Annotated in this window: 22 protein-coding genes; 6 read left to right on the top strand and 16 right to left on the bottom strand. The window is 53.1% G+C overall.

Features of this window, described 5'->3' with window-relative positions; genetic code table 11:
* Positions 1 to 47: 47 nt before the first annotated feature.
* From QY332_00210 to QY332_00135, 16 genes are all read right to left on the bottom strand, one after another.
* On the bottom strand, positions 48 to 659 hold the full coding sequence (locus tag QY332_00210; protein WKZ36345.1) for an SCO family protein: 612 nt from the start codon (positions 657 to 659) through the stop codon (positions 48 to 50).
* Positions 652 to 987, bottom strand: coding sequence for a hypothetical protein (locus tag QY332_00205; protein ID WKZ36344.1), 336 nt, complete (start codon positions 985 to 987; stop codon positions 652 to 654). The genes QY332_00210 and QY332_00205 overlap by 8 nt, the downstream gene beginning before the upstream one ends.
* Complete coding sequence (locus QY332_00200; protein WKZ36343.1) at positions 984 to 1,649, bottom strand: isoprenylcysteine carboxylmethyltransferase family protein; 666 nt, start codon at positions 1,647 to 1,649, stop codon at positions 984 to 986. The genes QY332_00205 and QY332_00200 overlap by 4 nt, the downstream gene beginning before the upstream one ends.
* Before the next feature lie 12 nt (positions 1,650 to 1,661).
* Positions 1,662 to 1,808, bottom strand: a complete 147-nt coding sequence (locus QY332_00195; GenBank protein WKZ36342.1) for a hypothetical protein — start codon at positions 1,806 to 1,808, stop codon at positions 1,662 to 1,664.
* Positions 1,809 to 1,831: 23 nt separating this feature from the next.
* Positions 1,832 to 2,143, bottom strand: a complete 312-nt coding sequence (locus QY332_00190; protein ID WKZ36341.1) for a copper resistance protein CopC — start codon at positions 2,141 to 2,143, stop codon at positions 1,832 to 1,834.
* 39 nt (positions 2,144 to 2,182) lie between these two features.
* Positions 2,183 to 2,737: a hypothetical protein gene (locus QY332_00185; protein WKZ36340.1), complete on the bottom strand. Its 555-nt coding sequence runs from the start codon at positions 2,735 to 2,737 to the stop codon at positions 2,183 to 2,185.
* A 375-nt stretch (positions 2,738 to 3,112) separates the two neighbouring features.
* The gene (locus QY332_00180) at positions 3,113 to 4,189 is read right to left on the bottom strand and encodes an NAD(P)/FAD-dependent oxidoreductase (GenBank protein WKZ36339.1); all 1,077 of its coding nucleotides are present in this window, start codon (positions 4,187 to 4,189) and stop codon (positions 3,113 to 3,115) included.
* Positions 4,176 to 4,640, bottom strand: coding sequence for a hypothetical protein (locus tag QY332_00175; GenBank protein WKZ36338.1), 465 nt, complete (start codon positions 4,638 to 4,640; stop codon positions 4,176 to 4,178). The genes QY332_00180 and QY332_00175 overlap by 14 nt, the downstream gene beginning before the upstream one ends.
* Positions 4,641 to 4,643: 3 nt before the next feature.
* Positions 4,644 to 6,986, bottom strand: coding sequence for a heavy metal translocating P-type ATPase (locus QY332_00170; protein ID WKZ36337.1), 2,343 nt, complete (start codon positions 6,984 to 6,986; stop codon positions 4,644 to 4,646).
* Positions 6,987 to 7,074: 88 nt separating this feature from the next.
* Entirely contained in the window at positions 7,075 to 7,335 is a 261-nt protein-coding gene (locus tag QY332_00165) for a hypothetical protein (protein WKZ36336.1), read from the bottom strand.
* Between the two features lie 2 nt (positions 7,336 to 7,337).
* Positions 7,338 to 7,637, bottom strand: coding sequence for a metalloregulator ArsR/SmtB family transcription factor (locus QY332_00160; protein WKZ36335.1), 300 nt, complete (start codon positions 7,635 to 7,637; stop codon positions 7,338 to 7,340).
* Positions 7,638 to 7,639: 2 nt separating this feature from the next.
* On the bottom strand, positions 7,640 to 8,230 hold the full coding sequence (locus QY332_00155) for a methyltransferase (GenBank protein ID WKZ36334.1): 591 nt from the start codon (positions 8,228 to 8,230) through the stop codon (positions 7,640 to 7,642).
* Between the two features lie 78 nt (positions 8,231 to 8,308).
* Positions 8,309 to 9,763: an ATP-binding protein gene (locus QY332_00150; protein ID WKZ36333.1), complete on the bottom strand. Its 1,455-nt coding sequence runs from the start codon at positions 9,761 to 9,763 to the stop codon at positions 8,309 to 8,311.
* Positions 9,753 to 10,451 carry a response regulator transcription factor gene (locus QY332_00145; protein ID WKZ36332.1) on the bottom strand — a complete coding sequence of 233 codons (699 nt, stop codon included), beginning with the start codon at positions 10,449 to 10,451 and terminating at the stop codon, positions 9,753 to 9,755. The genes QY332_00150 and QY332_00145 overlap by 11 nt, the downstream gene beginning before the upstream one ends.
* Positions 10,452 to 10,478: 27 nt before the next feature.
* Positions 10,479 to 10,793, bottom strand: a complete 315-nt coding sequence (locus QY332_00140; protein WKZ36331.1) for a hypothetical protein — start codon at positions 10,791 to 10,793, stop codon at positions 10,479 to 10,481.
* A gap of 37 nt (positions 10,794 to 10,830) precedes the next feature.
* Complete coding sequence (locus QY332_00135; protein ID WKZ36330.1) at positions 10,831 to 11,607, bottom strand: c-type cytochrome domain-containing protein; 777 nt, start codon at positions 11,605 to 11,607, stop codon at positions 10,831 to 10,833.
* 151 nt (positions 11,608 to 11,758) lie between these two features.
* Between QY332_00135 and QY332_00130 the strand changes: the two genes are divergently transcribed.
* The 6 genes from QY332_00130 to QY332_00105 all read left to right on the top strand — a co-directional run bounded on the left by QY332_00130 (position 11,759) and on the right by QY332_00105 (position 17,793).
* Complete coding sequence (locus tag QY332_00130) at positions 11,759 to 12,112, top strand: metalloregulator ArsR/SmtB family transcription factor (GenBank protein ID WKZ36329.1); 354 nt, start codon at positions 11,759 to 11,761, stop codon at positions 12,110 to 12,112.
* Between the two features lie 2 nt (positions 12,113 to 12,114).
* Positions 12,115 to 12,615, top strand: coding sequence for a signal peptidase II (lspA, locus tag QY332_00125; GenBank protein ID WKZ36328.1), 501 nt, complete (start codon positions 12,115 to 12,117; stop codon positions 12,613 to 12,615).
* Between the two features lie 92 nt (positions 12,616 to 12,707).
* Positions 12,708 to 13,388, top strand: a complete 681-nt coding sequence (locus QY332_00120) for a class I SAM-dependent methyltransferase (GenBank protein ID WKZ36327.1) — start codon at positions 12,708 to 12,710, stop codon at positions 13,386 to 13,388.
* A 169-nt stretch (positions 13,389 to 13,557) separates the two neighbouring features.
* Positions 13,558 to 14,061: a class I SAM-dependent methyltransferase gene (locus QY332_00115; protein ID WKZ36326.1), complete on the top strand. Its 504-nt coding sequence runs from the start codon at positions 13,558 to 13,560 to the stop codon at positions 14,059 to 14,061.
* Positions 14,062 to 14,248: 187 nt separating this feature from the next.
* Entirely contained in the window at positions 14,249 to 15,610 is a 1,362-nt protein-coding gene (locus QY332_00110; protein ID WKZ36325.1) for a phenylacetate--CoA ligase family protein, read from the top strand.
* 56 nt (positions 15,611 to 15,666) lie between these two features.
* Positions 15,667 to 17,793, top strand: a complete 2,127-nt coding sequence (locus tag QY332_00105; protein WKZ36324.1) for a cation-translocating P-type ATPase — start codon at positions 15,667 to 15,669, stop codon at positions 17,791 to 17,793.
* Positions 17,794 to 17,801 lie beyond the last annotated feature (8 nt).

Raw genomic sequence — 17,801 nt, 5'->3', positions numbered from 1 at the left:
CCTCTTAATCATTTAACTTTAAGATTGTATTACCAGACCGAAGATTGCTATTTTGAATCTTTCAAGATCTGTCGAATATCATCTGCAATCTCTGTGGCAGTCGTACCATACGGGAAGGTCATGAACAGACTGCCACTCTGATTCAGAACATACACACTTGCCGTGTGGCTTACCAGATAACCAGCTGCGCTATCTGATTCCTGCTTCTCAACAAAAACTCCCAACTCCTTCCAGATTGAAGCAAGCGCTGTCATATCGCCACTCAGTCCTATGAATTCAGGATTGAATCGCGCGGCATATTCAGCAACTTTATCAGGCGTATCACGGTCCGGGTCGGCGGTAATCATCACGAAACGAACCTTTTGCGCATCCTCCCCCAGGTTATCATTGACCTGTTTGAAGGTTGCCAGGGTGACAGGACAAACATCGGGACAACTGGTGTATCCAAAAAATAGCAATACGATTTTGCCTTTTTGTTCGCTCAGACGAAACACTTCTTCGTTGGCAGTCTGGAGGGAAAAGTCTGTCACAGGCAAAGGAGGGTTGATCACCGTGCCGTGAAAGGAATAAGGTTTTCTGAAGACAAATTCCACAAGCATCGTCAGCCCAATGACTGCTGTCGCGATCAACAGCACAAAATACGGATTCTTCTTAATCATGTTTCTCTCTTTTATCCATTAATTTTCTCGCGCCAAACATCCCAAGCCCAAGGGCTGGCGCGGCAAGCAGGAACAAGATATATCCATGACCCTGCCACGCCAGTACGATGCCTACGATAAGCATGAGCAGGCTAAGGGTGACCACTGAGATTGCCAGACCTCCCTCCACATGAACTGTATCAAACCCAAATATGGCGACGGAAAGCAGGCTGATCCCCGACAATATCATCACCACAACATCCACGGAGTGCGGCAAAATTCCTGGGATCGGAACGAGCACATACAGCCCAAACCCGACAAGCAAGACAATCCAATGCCACTTAATCAATGTTGGTACCCATTCGTGTTATCAATGTTTTTCTCCTTCACTTTTAATTTCAAATGTGGCAGGAACCTTGGTACCCGTGCCGCGTAGACTTGCCACTCCGCGCCGAATCTCTCTTCCAGCGAACTCTCTTCGCGCCGTGCTCGACGAGAGAACGAAGGCACGGTCATTATCAACAACACCAACGGCGTCCATGTGAGATATGTCAACAGGATTCCGAACATCACCAGCCAGTAGCCGAGATACATGGGATGGCGGATGAAACCGTATGGTCCGCGCTGGACGAGGCGATGCCTCTCCTGCAACGGTGCGGACGAACCTGTGCTCACACCATACATCGCGCCCAATGCCCGGCGAGCCCGCAGGGTGAGACACAGCCCGACGAGAAAGATGATCAGCCCAAGGGGACGCGCGAGCGATATTACAGGTTCGGGCAATCGCAATGGAAGAGGAATCCACAGCAGAAATCCAAACCAGATAAAAAAGGCAATCGCCGCAAATCCGAAGACGACCTGCGCCCAGGCAGGCAAGGCAAACCACCCGCTCGAAATCAAACGTGGCGCATCCAGGTGATGGATACTGCCCAGCCAACTCATAACGACGGCAAGCCCCAGGGCAATTGCGCCCATGACAATAATCAAGTTCGTAACGGCTTCGAGGTCCATTGGATGGTCGAATCAACTCAACAATTCAAGCAGGAAGACTGCCAGAAAGCCAACAAAAAAAGCGGAGGTCAACAGCGGATTTTCCGCCACCTCATGGGCTTCGGTGAGTAATTCCTCCGTTACTAGAAAGAGCAACGCCGCCGCTCCGAAAGCAATCACGCCCGCAAGCAAAGCTCCGCTTATCAGTGAAAGCGCCGCGCTGCCTGCCACAGCGCCAAAGATAAACAATCCCGATAAATGTTTGAGGGATCGACGCGCACGTCTCCTGCGTCAACGATGAGATTGTTCGAGTCATACACCGTGATTGAACTTAATTCCGGTTCAAGCGGTTCACTGAAGATGAGTTCCACTTGGGCAGGGGATTTCTCCAAAACGGCATTCGCCTCGGGTGTGGAACGCAATAATAGGGTGTGAGCAGACACTGGAGTGACTACCCATGCGCTATATGCGAGGATAAGAAAGATCAACCAGATCGAACGATTTTTTATTTTCACGTGAACTCGGCTAGAAGCAAGTGCTATTACTTGTACCTATCAACGAGGCTTGCGCCGCGCCATCACTCCCAGACTTAGGGCGATCAGTCCAATCAACAGACTGAGATAAACGAGCCAATTGGTCATGCCGGAGCCAGAACCTTGTTGTGCAGACTCAATACTGGGAAATTGGAGTATATCTGCGCCTTCCACTTCCTCGGGTTCAACCTCCGCGTTTACATCTGCATCGCCTAACCTGCCGCCGAAGATGAGTGTATATGTGCCCGCTACCGTGGGCAGAATGGGCGCAACAAACTGACTATGGGTATCCTCCCCCAGGGGCTGGAGTGTAAGCGTTTTGCTTTGCCCGCCGTACGAAACGGTGACAGACAGGGAGGAAACATCTTCCACAGGCTGTGCTTCTCCACTGCTGGTGTTGGAGACGTTGACGATAATGGCGTTCTGCTGTCCGACAATCGCTGGCTCTTCAAGCCAGCCATACTCGATTTCATAATCGCCAATAGTTACATGCTCATGCGCCAGCGTCAATTGGAAATTCAGCATGAGGGCAGTGATGGAAATCAAACCTGCCATCCATAACTTTTTCTTGTTCATGAAATTCTCCTTTTAATAAATTCAGTACATCACAGCTTTTCCGTAATTGCGAGGAGGGTCTTTCCGGACGAAGCAATCTTGTGCCTCAGACGTAAAATCACTCAAGAATGTAAGATCGCTTCGCACAGAACGCTCGCAATGACGGGTTATGCTGAGGTTAGAATCAAACTCGTGATTTACTGAAATTGGATTTAACTTGAAGACTGTTCCCTGGTTGGTGGCAGCTCATCACCGTTGTCTTGAGAATGAAGCAACGGAATGATTTATTGAAGTAGCTGCATTGGCTGTCACACCAAGCGATTTGGAACTTGATAAAACCGGTGATTATAGTTTACATGTCGTCCAATTCTTGAAAGTCGCGATAAAAACATCTGTTCAGGGTATAACACTGGCAGCCTGCAAATGGGTGGTAATCTTCCTGGCCAAATCTTCGGCATCTGCGCCAACACCCAGTATCAAAGCCGATCCGCGATTTGTCTGCCAGGGGCGACCGATGAAATACAGTCCCGCCACAGAGGATATCCCGCTCTGTTGGAGAAATTGTCCCTGGGCATCCTTGACTTCAGGGATATCCACCCAATCACTCCGATCTCGATATCCTGTTGTCCAAATCACGATATCCACCTCGGCGGATTCTCCATCCGAGAAGGTAACCCTTCTGCCCATCACATTTACAAGCCGAGACATCACTCTCACTCCTTTGAGAGCCAACTGCTTAAGCCCTTTACCGCGGCCAGGAAAGGGATCGGATCGTCGGAGATACCGTCCCAGCGGAGTGCCAGGAGAAACGCGCAAAAAACCAAATTTATCAAACCACCACCAAGCGCTCCGACCCAGGATGTAATCTGGCACCAATCGTCGTGAGCGACCAGCGGCAAGCAGAACACGGTGAGAGTCTGCCAGTTCTGCTGCAATATCCCTTCCAGTTGCTCCGTCACCTACTACCAATACAACCCCGGCTGGAATTTCCCCGGGGTTGCGATAGGTAGCCGGTGAAAACTGCAATGTACCCGCGGAAAAGGATTTCGAGAAGGCAGGGATGATCGGTTGTTGAAATGCACCCGTTGCCAGCACGACTGACCGAGTGGTAATAATTTGCCCGGATTCGGTGGAGGCACGAAAACAATCATTCGCGCGATCGAGCTTTTGAATAGTTGTGTTCATAACAACGGGCAGCGCAAAGTGCCTGGCATACACCTCCAGATAGTCGGCGAACTCGATCCTCCCGGCATACCCCGCCGGATCACCAGACAGTTCCATACCAGGGAGGGAACTGTATGACCTCGGGGTAAACAAACGCAACGAAGCATACCGATTTCGCCAACTATCACCGATTCGGCCATGACCGTCCACTAGCTGAAAGTGCCAGGACGTCTGCCGTAGATGATAGCCCAAAGCCAGACCCGCCTGTCCGGCTCCGATAATGAGAATGTCCAGGTTAGAACTGGTCATAATTGAAATTCCTTCGAACAAGACGACGCCACCGGCTTTGCCTGTAACGATAAAAGATGTTTGCGAAAAGCCATACGCCAAACGTCAGCCAACGTGCGTCTATGTTGACTGTATCGGTGTAAAGTGTGAAACCTCCCGGTGTAGGACGCAAAGAGATGAGATGTTGCCAGCGGGTGATGAGGTTGCCATGACCGTCGTCGAGGAGGTCATAACCTTCCGATGATGCGATGTGCCGAATCACGATCCACTGAGTGCCGAGGGGAAGTACGCCAAACAGCCACATACGCACTTGATAGTTGCCGTTTCCCCAGGTTTCGGGAAAGGCAGAAGGTGAGACGGGCGTGAACACAAGTAGGGGTTGTGAGATGTATTGCAACAACCTCGAGGTCTGCACCTCCTGCCAGATTCGATCAGGCGCGCTTTTAAGGATGGTCGAGATCTGAACTTGCATTGCCTACACCTTTGAGGAGGAATAACCCAACAATCTCAACGCATTTGCCACAACGACCAACGTACTGCCTTCGTGGAAGATGATGGCAATTCCGATGCTAACGATGCCTGTTAGGGAGGTGATGATGAGCAGGGCGATCACACCTAGCGAGATGAAGAGGTTCTGAACGATAATCGCACGCGTGGCGCGACCCAATCCTACTGCAAAAGGCAACTTGCTCAGATCATCACCCATCAGGGCAACATCGGCGGTTTCAAGCGCAACGTCCGTGCCCGCGCCGCCCATCGCAATGCCGACCGTGGCATTTGCCAGCGCTGGCGCGTCGTTCACGCCATCACCGATCATGGCAACCTGACCATACTCCTTCACCAAATCTCGAATGACCGTCAGTTTATCTTCCGGCATGAGGTCAGCGCGATATTCGGTCAAGCCGATTTCATGGGCAATGGCGGAGGCGGAACGCGTGTTATCGCCTGTAAGCATGATGGTATGCGCCACGCCTGCGCCCTTGAGGGCTTTCATCGTTGGGGCAGCTTCGCGGCGCAACGTATCGGCGAGAGCAATCAAACCAATGACGGTTTTATCCTCGGCGATCCACATCAGGGTCTTGCCTGATTGTTGCAAGGCGTCGGCTTTTTGCAGGGCATCGGAGGGAATCGTCACCATCGCCTCATCCATCAATTTGCGATTGCCGATCCAGATCGTTTTGCCGTTCGTGACGGCGCGCAAACCGCGTCCCGTCAGCGACTCGACTTCGTCCATGACGGAAACGGGCAGACCCTGAGCCGAACGGACGACTGCCTGTGCAAGCGGATGGGCGGAACGAGACTCCGCTCCCGCAACAAGCGACACCACATCATCTTCTTTCCACCCCGAGTCTGGGAACACGACCAAATCCGTCACCTCAGGCCGACCATGAGTCACCGTGCCTGTTTTATCGAAGGCGATGGCTTTGAGGCGACCAAGATTTTCGAGATGCGCTCCGCCCTTGACCAGCACGCCGTTACGCGCAGCTTGCGCCACACCTGCAAGGATTGTAGCAGGCGTGCCAAGCGCGAGGGCGCAGGGGGAAGCCGCGACGAGGAGGGTCATCGCGCGAAGAAATGATTCGTGGAAAGGGAAGCCAAACATTGGAGGCACGATAATGACCAACGCCGTAACGATCAACACAGCGGGAACAAAGACGCGCTCGAATTTTTCAACCGTTTGCTGGGTGGGTGATTTTTGCGCCTGCGCCTCTTCCACCATTTTCATGACACGCGCAAGCGTGGAGTCTTTGGCAAGCCGTGTCACTTTTACTTCCAACGCGCCTTCACCGTTGACCGTGCCCGCAAAAACCTGATCGCCCGGAACTTTATCCACCGGGAGAGATTCGCCTGTGACCGAGGCTTGATCCACGCCAGAGTTTCCTATCAGGATGACACCATCCACAGGAATACGCACGCCAGGGCGGACAATCACAACATCTTCCAATTGCAAGGATTCGACGGGAAGTTCCTGCTCTTTTCCATCACGGCGGACAAGAGCGGTCTTCGGTGCGAGGTCTGCCAACGCACGCACAGCGGCGCGGGCGCGATCCAATGCCCGTTCCTCCAGTGCATGACCGAGGCTGAAGAGGAACAGAAGCAACGCGCCTTCGGCAAACTCGCCGAGAAACGCCGCGCCGAGCGCCGCCATGACCATCAGCAGGTCGGTGTCGAAATGTTTCTCTTTGATCGCGTGCCAGGCGTGTTGCGAAATATCCCAACCGCCGAAGACATATCCGCCAATGTAGAGCGTGGTTGCGATCCATGCGGGCAGACCGAAAAAGGTTTCCCCGAGCCAGCCGATTATTAGGAGCAATCCTGCTGTGAGACTGAATACAATTTCACGATTTTCTTTATACCAACTGCGGAATCCTTCTGCGGGAATTTCATAGCCCAGGGATTGAACGCGTTTTTCAATGGCAGGACGATCTACCTTATGCTTGTCATATTCCACGCGTAAACTTGCGGCGGCATAGTTGACATTTACTGCCAGTACGCCGTCCATGCGCCCAAGACTATGTTCGATGACCGTCACGCAGTCCGAACAATCCATGCCCTCGATGGGCGTGAAAAGGTGATGGTAACGGTTGGCAATTCCCGCGCCTGCACGCTGTGCCAATCGCTTCACCTGTTCGAGGGTCAGCAGGTTGGGATCGTAATGCAGGCACAGATCCACGGGCGTTTTCTCGCGCTCGAGATGGGCGCGCAGGATGCCCCTTTGATTCTGCAGAGAGACTTCGAGACGGTTGAGGCATTCATCCTGCTCATCCTTCACATTGGGCAAAAGCAGGGGTATTTCCAATTCGATTGTTTTTTCCATAAGGTATGTCCTTTTCAACTAGCAGGTACGGGAAATGGTTAATAGCCCTCGCCTTGAAAAGGCAGGGCAACAGACTGAAAGGTCAAAATTAAACTGTTGGTGGGTGGGAAATATTTTCGTGCAAACACCAGGGAATAATCTGATCCGGCGTTGGCATTACGGAAACATCAGGTTTGGTTTGTGATGACTTGGGCTGTTCTGGCAGGAGAATGCCGGCATGGATGACACAGACCGACTCACTGGAAGCGTGAGCCGTGATTTTGGCAGTGTTCACCCAATGCCCTGCCATCCCGATCAGGATCAGGAGGAGCAGGAGGGTTAGCACAACTCGTTGAATGGTGTTCTTCATAATTAACCATGCAGGACGTGATCAAGTCCGCGCTTGAACAGTTCGATCACATGATCGTCATCGAGACAAACGAATACATTACGTCCCTGTTTGCGGGTGCGAATAAGCCGCTTGTCACGCAGTCCACGCAACTGATGCGAGACCGCGGACTTGGTCAGCCCCAGGCGCTCCACAAGTTCACTGACGCCAACTTCTCCATTCAGCAAAGCGCTGATAATGAGAATGCGCGTCGGGTCGCTCAACGCATCGAACAGGTTGGCGAGATCGGAGGCGACTGCAGGGGTGACCTTATCCTTTGCCACGATTAGATCCAGCGGCGAACACTCATCTGGTACTTGCGGTAGTCCTCGCCATATTTCTCTGTGAGGAATGCTTCCTCCAGCCGCACTTGAACATGGATCAGGACAAAACCAAGTACGGTAACGGTCAGGGTGGCTGCAGTGGGCAATAACAATAGCAGCCCCACCAGCATAATCAGCATCCCCAGGAAGATGGGATTGCGCGAAACGCCGAACAAGCCATGCTGAACCAGAGTGGATTTGCTTTCTTCGTCAATGCCGATCCGCCACGAGTCGCCCATTTGGATTTGGGCGACCAACACCCAGATCAAAGCCAATATGAGCAATATGATCCCGATGATCATCAGCACGGAGGAATTCATCCATGTGATTGGGGACAGCCAGTGATAGTACCCTTCCAGGAAGGAAAACACGAACACGATCAGCGCGGTAGCGATCAGGGTCAGGCGGAATAGTTTGCCAACGAAGTCATGAACGGTATCGCCATTGCCAAGTTTGTAGGGGTTGATGCCTGTTCGTTTCCAGGCAATATACGAGCGCCAGAACATGGCGAGTCCAAAGAACAGCAGGAAGTAAACGGGGAGAAAGATTTTCAAGAAGGTATCCATAGACATCTCTAAATAGTTGAATAGTTGCTCAACTATTTGCAATCATACCCCCTGCTTGAAGATTCGTCAAGATGGCAGGGTGAACCCAAACGTTGTTCCCTGCCCTGACTGACTTTCCGCCCGTACTTTCCCGCCGTGCGCCTCTACTAATTGTTTTACAATCGCCAGCCCAATCCCCGATCCGCCGCTGGCGCGTGAACGGGATTTGTCAGCGCGATAGAAGCGGTCAAAGACAAAGGGCAGATCATCAGGTGGAATGCCCTCACCTGTATCAGATACCGTGATGAGGAGGCTCTGGGTTTTATCGTTTCTGCATGTCACTGTAACCCGTCCCCCTGCAGGTGTGTGACGCAAAGCATTACTGAGCAGATTGCGAATTACCTGGGCGATACGATCCGCGTCCACACTAATAGATGGCAAGTTGGGCGCAAGTTCCAATGCGAGTTCAATCTGGCTGGATTGTGCCTGCAAACGGAACGGCTCGACTGCCCGCATAATGAGTTCAGCGGGATCGATCTTCACGCGTTCCAGCTTCAATTGACCCGCTTCCGCCAGCGAAAGCAATCTTAAATCCGAAACGAGACGAGTCAATAATGCTGCTTCATCCCGCAGTGTAGCAATTTCTTGTGGACTGGCGGGCAGGACTCCATCCAACATGGCTTCCAGATTCCCCTGAATCACCGTAAGCGGAGTGCGCAGTTCATGGGCGACATCCGCGATCAGATTGCGGCGCAATTCTTCATGTTGTGCAAGCGAGTCCGCCATTTGATTGAATGCAGTTGCCAACGTACCGATTTCATCCTGCGAGTGTGTTGGAATGCGTTGACGCAAATGTCCTGCTGCGATTTTCTGGGCGGCGGAAGTCAGCCGTTGTATAGGCGCAACAATTTGAAAGAACAGCAACGAACCAAGCAACAGCGCTACAACGGCGGCAACGATTCCTGCCAGCCAGGTTGAACGATTGACCGATGTGACAAATTCCCCAGCGGGGCTGGTTGCATTTGGACTCGCATAAACAGGCAGAAGCGTTCCCACCTGCTGATTTCCTGCAATGACAGGCACACCTGCTACTAAATCCGCTGATGAAAGACTCTTTCCAACATCCTGCGCGGCGCTATCGGCGATAATCGTCCCCTGCGCGTCGGCAAGCAGGAGACGCACTCCCATCATGTTCCAGGGATTGGAGGTAGAACCCATCATATCGCCGCCCATTTCCATTCCATTTCCTTCCTGCCACATGCCCCAGTTGTCCTCTCCCATCATCCCCATGCCATCATTCATCATGGATGTTCCCCAGGGATTATTGAGCAAGTTCTCCACACCCTGCCAATTCCCCTGACGACTGTAATACTGGGCAAGGATGGGAGCAAGTTGTTGTGCAAACACCCGTCCATTTTGATCGATGTATTGGCTGAATTGTGTCTGCGTCGAACGGCTGACCAGGTAGGTGTCAATGCCGCCGCCGACCACAACCACCAATAAAAATGCACCCATTAGCTTGAGCCACAAACTACGCATCATGGCGAAACTCCGCAGAAAACCGATAACCCACACCGAACACTGTTTCAATGAAGCGCGGCGCGCGGGCGTCGTCACCCAGTTTGGCGCGCAAGTTTTTGATGTGCTGATCCATCACACGCTCATACCCTTCATAAGCCACGCCCTGTGCGGCTTCGACCAACTGTAATCGGGTGAATGCCTGCCCTGGATGACGCATGAACGCGGCAAGAATCTCGAATTCGGTTGGAGTCAGATCAAGGAGCTGGTCATCCTTGGTCGCGGTATGCGCTTCGAGGTCCAGAACGAGTGTATCGGCGCGCAGGATGGGCGGCGGCTGCACCTGTCCACGACTTCGCCGCAGCACAACGCGTACACGCGCCGTTACCTCACGTGGACTAAACGGCTTGGTAACGTAATCATCCGCTCCGAGTTCCAAACCAATGAGTTTATCGCTCTCCTCACTGCGGGCAGTAAGCATGATGATAGGTGTATCCGTTTCGCGGCGGATCTGGCGGCAGACCTCCCAGCCATCCACGTGCGGAAGGTGCAAATCCAGGATGACAAGATCGGGCTTTTCATGCCGAAAGGCTGGCATTGCCTGTGCGCCATCAGAGATGATGACAACCTGGTAGCCAGCCTGTTCGAGATACAACCGCAAGGTGCGGGTGATTTGCGCTTCGTCTTCAACGACCAAGATTTTGTCTGCCAAAACCAATCTCCTGCTATTCGAGCATGCCTAGGAAGGGGAAGACTGCTTTTGCGTTAGTGTGCGTACCAGCCAGAAAATGCCTCCGACGATGAGCGCAAGCACGCCAAGTGGAACGAGCCACATGAACGCCATGCCGAGAAATCCAAAAGGCATTCCCCAACCGCCCATCATCATCGGCATGTACCCGCGATAACCCATCATGTTTCCGTAGCCGTTCCAGCCGTCACAGCCATAACCATAGGCGGAATTGTTCCATCCAAAGGGCATGAACATGCCGCCAACCAAGCCAAGAGCAAACAGGGCGACTACGCCGATCACGATCCAGAGTGTAATGTTTTTCATTGTATCATCTCCTTATTGTTGTTTATTTTTGAAATGGTTAGTTGTTTTGAGCGCCCGCTGCGATCCAATCCAAAATGGTTTGGATTTCTGCTGGAGTGAGGGGCGCGCTGCGGAAAGGCATGTAGCCACTGTACACGTAGTAAGCAAGGCGGCTGTTGTATACATCGCCAGGGATAATGACTGCGCCACTGGCGCCGCCTTTCAGTGCGTTCTCATATGTATCGAGATACAAGCCGTTCGTCCCGCCGTGACAGGCGACACATCGCGCTACAAAGATGGGCTGAACGTTATCTCTGAATGAAATGGATATTGAGGGAGTGGGAGAAGTCGGTGAACTGTTTCGCACAGTCGGCGTAAGGTTCCAGTTAGGGTTAGCCTGCCAGCCACTGCCATTTCCGTTCATCATGCCGCCATGCATACCACTCCAGTTATTGTCGTTCCAATCGTGCATCATGCCCCAGCCTTGTTGTCCCTGTTGTGAGTAGTTCGGATTCGTCATCCAACCATGCTCCCATTCTCCCTCTGGACTCATCATCCACCAGCCTGGTCTCCACTGTCCCTGCGGAGGAATGGCGGGCGGTGTCGTTTGTGGAATGGATGTTGCTTGGAATTGTTGCGGAATTACTGTGGGTTGAATTTGTTGTTGCGGAACTATCGTCGGTTGAATCTGTTGTGGAACGAATGTCGGTTGGGCAAATTGTTGCACTGGGGCGCTGATGGCGCGCATCTGTGTGATGAAAGTTCCTGCCATGAACCCGCCCACCAGTACGGTTCCAGCCGCGACCAGTCCGAGAAGGATTTTTACGAATTTCATGGGGCATCTCCTGTTTGTGAAGTTACGCACAGGATAATCCCCAGATATATAGAAGTTGTGTAGAACAAGTGAAAAAGCCGTATAAATCCTTGACAGTTTCTCCTCTCGGGGTAAAATATCATTAAGTACTGATATAATGATATGAGGAACTATGATTATGATCTCTGCACCTTCCAAAACCGACCTCCAAGCCAAACTATTCCGCGGCTTCGGCGATCCGTCTCGTCTGGGAATTCTCGATGCGCTACGCAATGGCCCACTCACGGTGAGCGAAATCGTCGAGGCGACCGGCCTCTCGCAGCCTAATGTCTCGAACCATCTGGGCTGTTTGCGCGACTGCGGCCTTGTGGTCGCTGAGCAGGAGGGCCGCTATGTCACCTATCATTTGAGCGATGATCGAGTGGGTGAACTGTTGGCTCTGGCTGAATCGCTTCTGGCGGATGTCGCGCGCGGGGTCTATGAATGTACTCGTTACAACATCCCGCGGACAGAAAGTCGCAAGTAGATATGAAACTGCAACTTCGTTTTCTCATTGCACTACTTATTGCTCTTGCAGTTGATGGGCTGACCAAAACCTGGGCCGAAAGGACTCTGTCGCTTTATACCCCCATCCCTCTCATCGGACAATTCTTTCGTTTGACGTTGGGCTACAACACAGGTGTGGCATTTGGATTGTTCGCGAATGGCGGGATTGGACCACTGATACTCACGGGACTCATCATTATCGTCCTGGCAGTTTGGATGGTGCGCGCGCTGCGTGCGGGTGAGATTCCGCCTGTTGCAGCCTTTCCCATTGGGATGATTCTCGGTGGCGCAGTAGCCAACTTTGTAGATCGCCTACCCGATGGCCGCGTCACAGACTTTCTGGATATGGGCTGGAGCGCGGCTCGCTGGCCGACTTTCAACCTGGCAGATGGTTTTATCGTGCTCGGCGTCTCTCTCTTGATGCTGACAATTTCCAAACAAAGCCGCGATGATGCTCTTGTGGGTGAAGAATCTTTCACATGACGGGGTCGAGAATGAAAGTGGGCCAAGTCCCGCCGATTGTTTGTTGGTTATCAAAACAATTTTACGATTTTATCTGATAAGGAGAATAGAACATGAACGATGATCGCACCAACTATATTCCTGCCCTGCGATATGAATGGCTGACTGGTCTCTATGACACTGTGATGGACAAGTTAATGCATGAAACTGAGTTCAAGCAAGCTCTTGTTCGTCAGGCTCGGCTTGCTAAAAATCATCGCGTTCTGGATTTGGGTTGCGGAACAGCAACACTTACGCTCATCATCAAGCAATCTTTCCCCAATACGGAAGTGACTGGCTTGGATGGTGATCCCAAGGCCCTTGGAATCGCGAAAGAGAAGATTTCCAGATCTGGTCTAAACATTACTCTCGACGAAGGTATGGCATTTGATCTGCCATATCCCGACAACTCGTTTGATCGTGTGTTTTCTGGTTTGCTCTTCCATCACCTGACGCGTGAGGATAAGGAGCGCACTTTAAAAGAAGTATATCGAGTCCTGCGACCTGGCGGTGAATTACATGTAGCAGACTGGGGAAAGGCAAATAGTGTGAAAATGCGGCTGGCTTTCTTTCTGGTGCAATTTTTGGACGGTTTCAGTACAACTTCTGACAACGTGAATGGGCTGCTGCCGGTGTTTTTTAACAAAGCTGATTTTCAGGATGTCACGGAGACGGCTCGATATGCAACGATTTTCGGCACTATGTCGCTGTACAAATCCAGAAAGCCCGCTCATTCGTTCATGACTGCTACATGAAACGGACAGGACGTTTCTTGCCACGGAGATCAGCCCAATGACATTCTACATTGTCATCAGTCTACTTCTAGTGGTTTTAGTGTTGGCGAACCTGTGGTGGCGGTGGGTAAGCCGTCGCCACTCCATGCCCTGTCCGACTTTCTTTGCCGGGGCATTGGAAAGCCCATTAATGAACTGGCTGATAAGCACACAGACAACCCTGGATCGCATTGGGCTGCGACCGGGACAGCGCGTATTGGAAGTGGGCCCTGGCCCGGGCCGGCTGCTCATCCCTGCCGCCCGGCGAGTGCTGCCCGGCGGCGAAGTTATCGGCTTGGACATCCAGCCTGGAATGATTGAACGGCTCAAAGCGCGTGCAGCACAGGCTGGCGTGTCGAACCTGACGCCAATCCTGGGCGATGCAACGCAATCGCATTTTCCGCCAGATTATTTTGACGTGATTTATTTCTGCACCGTGTTGGGCGAAATCCCAGACCGGGCAGCAGCGCTGCATCAATGCCAAGCGGCGCTAAAACCCGGTGGTCTGCTTTCGATCACGGAAATCTTCCCCGACCCGCACTATCAATCGCGAACGACGGTGCAGCGGTTGGCAGAGTCGGTGGGCTTTCAACTGCAAGCCATACATGGATCATGGTACTTTTTCACGGCGAACTTTGTGAAAGCATATGTGTGATCGTTCTCCTCCGCATCCAGCGTGAAGAGCGCGCGATGATCGAAAAATTCGGCGACGCGTATCGCGAGTATATGAAGAGGACGGGGCGCTTCTTGCCGCGAGTGATACGTTGAAAGGCGGCCATGTTCAACGGCCAATGATGTCGAAAGTTAAAACTCAAATTGGAAACAAGTCAGGAGACATGACTTTGAGCGAGAATACTCTACAGTTGTTGCTCGACGTGCGCAAAGCCAGACAGCAAGGGCCGGCTACGATAAAGCAGCGGCAGCGCAAACGCCTTGCCGAGATGGTGGCCTATGCACGTGCCAACTCACCCTACTATCGCGAGCTTTACAAAGGCTTGCCTGAGCGGGTCGAGGATCCAACCTTGCTGCCGATCACCGACAAGAAGAAGCTGATGGCGCGTTTTGACGACTGGGTCACCGACCATGAGGTGACGCTTGAGAAGGCTCGTCACTTCGTTGAAAACCCCAATCTGTTCGGAAAGCAATTTTTGGGCAAGTACCTTGTAGTAACAACGTCTGGAACTACCGGGACTCACGGTATCTTTCTTGCAGACAGGCGATCCCTTTCCGTGGTCGGGCCACTCTTCTTAAACATGTTGCACGCCTGGCTCGGTGTCCGCAACATCCTCCGGATCATCACCGCCGGCGGACGCATCGGATTAGTTCTTGCAATGGGCACTCCAACCGCCACCGGCGTCGGCATTAGTTACTTCGGTGCGCGGCTCGGCAGAATGTTATGTCCCCTGTCGGTACGCGCTCCCCTATCTGATCTTGTGGCTGAACTCAACACATTTCAGCCCCTCATTCTCGTAAGTTATGGGACTGTAATGAAATTGCTTGCCAACGAACAAGAATCCGGCCGTCTGCACATCAAGCCGGTACTGATTATCGTGACAGCTGAAGGACTGGCTCTGAACGAATATGACCGCATTGCCAGTGTGTTCAACGCCAAAGTTGGTAATATGTATGCTTCCTCTGAGTGCCCTTTCATGAGTTATAGCTGCGAACACGGATGGCTGCACGTCAATAGCGACTGGGTGGTGCTCGAGCCGGTTGATGCTGACTACCAGCCTGTGCCGCCCGGTATACAATCGTACACGGTTCTCGTCAGCAACCTCGCCAACCGGGTGCAACCGATCCTGCGCTACGACCTCGGCGACAGCGTCCTGGAGCGCCCCGATCCTTGCCCGTGCGGGAACCCGCTGCCTGCGATCCGCGTGCAAGGTCGCGCCGCTGATATGCTTGTCTTTCCTACGGATCATGGTGAACGGATTACGGTTCCGCCGCTGCTGTTCGGCACCTCGATTTATCACATCCCAGGCATCGAGCAGTTCCAGGTCTTGCAGACCGCGCCGTTGAGCCTGCGCGTGCGCCTGCGCCTGGCACATGACTCCGAGCCGAATCGCGTGTGGGATGCGGTGCATACCGAGATCACATGCCTGCTCGCCAACCATAAGCTCAATCACGTTACACTCGAGCACGCCGATGAACCGCCGGAGCAAACGCCAGGCGGCAAGTACCGCGAGGTAATTTCGTTACGTTAAGTAGAGCACTTGTTGCTCCGTTAGATTTACACATTTACCTGCATAGGAGTAAACCAATGAACACCAAACAACTCGAACTTCGTGTCGCCAACCTTGATTGCGAACATGACGCCGCCGCCATTGAGCGCGGCCTGCAAGGCTTTCCCGGCATTGCCGAACTGAAAATCTATCCTAAGTCCGCCAAGGTAGCGATCACATATGATCCTGCCTCCACCAAGCCCGAAGCGGTGAAAGAAAAACTGGAATCACTCGGCTTCCCTCCGCAGAAGGGGATGGAGATGGCAGAACAACCAAAGCCCTGGCGTAACCCCAAGGTATTAACATCAGTTGCGTCAGGTGTGTTTCTGTTAATTGGCTGGTTACTTGGGCTGGCAGGTGTACCCGCAATTTTCTCAACCGTCGTCTACATCGCGGCGATTCTGATTGGCGGATACTATTTCGGACGTGAAGCGATTGAAGAACTGATCTTCGAGCGTGAAATTGGCATTGAGTTGCTAATGAGCACAGCGGCTGTCGTTGCTACGATCATGGGTCTGGCAGGCGAAGGCGCGATGCTGGTATTCCTCTATTCGATCAGCGAAGCTGCCGAAGGTTATACCGAAGAGAAAACGCGCGCTGCCATCAAGGCGTTGATGGATCTCGCACCAAAAGTTGCGCTTGTGCGCCGCGGTGGAGTCGAGCGCGAAATCCCTGTGCAAGAACTGGAAGTTGGTGATGTGTTCATCGTCAAGCCAGGAGAGGCGATGGCAACGGATGGCGAGATTCTTGTTGGTGCTTCCAGTGTTAATCAGGCGCCAGTCACCGGTGAAAGCGTGCCTGTGGAAAAACAGCCCGGCGATCCTGTGTTCGCCGGTAGCATCAACGGCGAGGGTGCGCTGGAAGTACGCGCCACCAAGACCTTTGCCGATAACACGATCAGCCGCATCATCCATATGGTTGAGGAAGCCCAGGAAAAGAAGGGCAAGAGCCAAAGGTTCATTGAAAGATTCGGCGCGCGCTACAGCCCCGCTGTGCTTGCGATTGGAATTCTAATTGCGATTGTGCCGCCGCTATTTTTCAGCGCGGATTGGGTCACTTGGATTACGCGCGCAACTGTATTCATAGTGGCAGCCGCTCCATGCGCGCTCGTCATTTCCATCCCCATCACTTTGGTGGCTTCCTTGGGTACTGGCGCGCGGCAGGGAGTGCTCATCAAAGGCGGCGTGTATGTCGAGGAACTGGCGAAAGTCAAGGTGGTCGCAATGGACAAGACCGGCACGCTGACGCGTGGCGAGCCGGAAGTGACCGATGTGCTCCTGCTGCGTCAAGACCCGGATCGCTTAGCCGCTTCGCAGCAGCAACTGCTGGCGTTGGCAGCGGGCATCGAGCGTCGCAGTGGACACCCGCTGGCGCAAGCTATCGTCCGGCATGCGGAGGCGCAGGGTATTCAGCCGTCTGAATTGGCCGAGTTCCGCTCCCTGACCGGTGCTGGAGCTTCGGCCAGGCTTGACGGACGCACGATCTATGTCGGCAGCCCAGACATGTTCCACTCAAAGTTGGGCGTTTCACTGGATGGGGTGTGGGGAGACATCAACCAGCTACAGGGCGAGGGAAAAACGGTGGTGGTGCTTGGGGATGAAGAGGCTCCCTGGGGTATGATCGCCATACGCGATAACATCCGCCTCAACGCAGCAAAGGCGATTGACGCTATCCACGCGGCAGGTGTGGAAAAAGTGGTGATGCTCACGGGTGACAACGAACGTACTGCGCAAGCCATTGCCCGTGAACTCGGCATTGATGAAATCTACGCGGACTTGAAACCGGAAGATAAAGTGACAAAGGTCCGCGAACTCGCGCAGCGCTACGGGCACGTGGCGATGGTTGGCGATGGTGTAAACGACGCGCCCGCGCTGGCGGAGGCAACCGTGGGTGTGGCGATGGGCGCAGCCGGAACGGATGTGGCGCTCGAAACCGCAGACGTCGCGCTCATGGCGGACGATCTCGAAAAATTGGCGTATGCGCTCAAGCTGGCAAAGCGCAACCAATCGGTGGTGAACCAGAACCTGGCGCTATCCGCCATCGTGATCGGCGCGCTGGTCATCGGCGCGGTTGCAGGCGCCTTTTCACTGCCGATTGCAGTGCTAGGACACGAGATCAGCGAATTTATCGTCATTGGAAGTGGGTTGCGGATGTTACGCGCTTGAGGAGTTAG

Source organism: Anaerolineales bacterium (assembly GCA_030583885.1).
Taxonomy (GTDB): Bacteria; Chloroflexota; Anaerolineae; order Anaerolineales; family Villigracilaceae; genus Villigracilis.
The sequence above is the reverse complement of the archived record's forward strand: the minus strand, read 5'-3'. Positions and strand labels throughout refer to the sequence as shown.

Excerpts from the sequence above, each read along its gene's own strand:
- QY332_00210 (WKZ36345.1), bottom strand. The coding sequence starts at position 659 with ATGATTAAGAAGAATCCGTATTTTGTGCTGTTGATCGCGACAGCAGTC.
- QY332_00200 (WKZ36343.1), bottom strand. The coding sequence starts at position 1,649 with ATGGACCTCGAAGCCGTTACGAACTTGATTATTGTCATGGGCGCAATT.
- QY332_00185 (WKZ36340.1), bottom strand. The coding sequence starts at position 2,737 with ATGAACAAGAAAAAGTTATGGATGGCAGGTTTGATTTCCATCACTGCC.
- QY332_00180 (WKZ36339.1), bottom strand. The coding sequence starts at position 4,189 with ATGACCAGTTCTAACCTGGACATTCTCATTATCGGAGCCGGACAGGCG.
- QY332_00175 (WKZ36338.1), bottom strand. The coding sequence starts at position 4,640 with ATGCAAGTTCAGATCTCGACCATCCTTAAAAGCGCGCCTGATCGAATC.
- QY332_00170 (WKZ36337.1), bottom strand. The coding sequence starts at position 6,986 with ATGGAAAAAACAATCGAATTGGAAATACCCCTGCTTTTGCCCAATGTG.
- QY332_00165 (WKZ36336.1), bottom strand. The coding sequence starts at position 7,335 with ATGAAGAACACCATTCAACGAGTTGTGCTAACCCTCCTGCTCCTCCTG.
- QY332_00150 (WKZ36333.1), bottom strand. The coding sequence starts at position 9,763 with ATGATGCGTAGTTTGTGGCTCAAGCTAATGGGTGCATTTTTATTGGTG.
- QY332_00140 (WKZ36331.1), bottom strand. The coding sequence starts at position 10,793 with ATGAAAAACATTACACTCTGGATCGTGATCGGCGTAGTCGCCCTGTTT.
- QY332_00135 (WKZ36330.1), bottom strand. The coding sequence starts at position 11,607 with ATGAAATTCGTAAAAATCCTTCTCGGACTGGTCGCGGCTGGAACCGTA.
- QY332_00130 (WKZ36329.1), top strand. The coding sequence starts at position 11,759 with ATGATTATGATCTCTGCACCTTCCAAAACCGACCTCCAAGCCAAACTA.
- lspA (WKZ36328.1), top strand. The coding sequence starts at position 12,115 with ATGAAACTGCAACTTCGTTTTCTCATTGCACTACTTATTGCTCTTGCA.
- QY332_00120 (WKZ36327.1), top strand. The coding sequence starts at position 12,708 with ATGAACGATGATCGCACCAACTATATTCCTGCCCTGCGATATGAATGG.
- QY332_00115 (WKZ36326.1), top strand. The coding sequence starts at position 13,558 with ATGAACTGGCTGATAAGCACACAGACAACCCTGGATCGCATTGGGCTG.
- QY332_00105 (WKZ36324.1), top strand. The coding sequence starts at position 15,667 with ATGAACACCAAACAACTCGAACTTCGTGTCGCCAACCTTGATTGCGAA.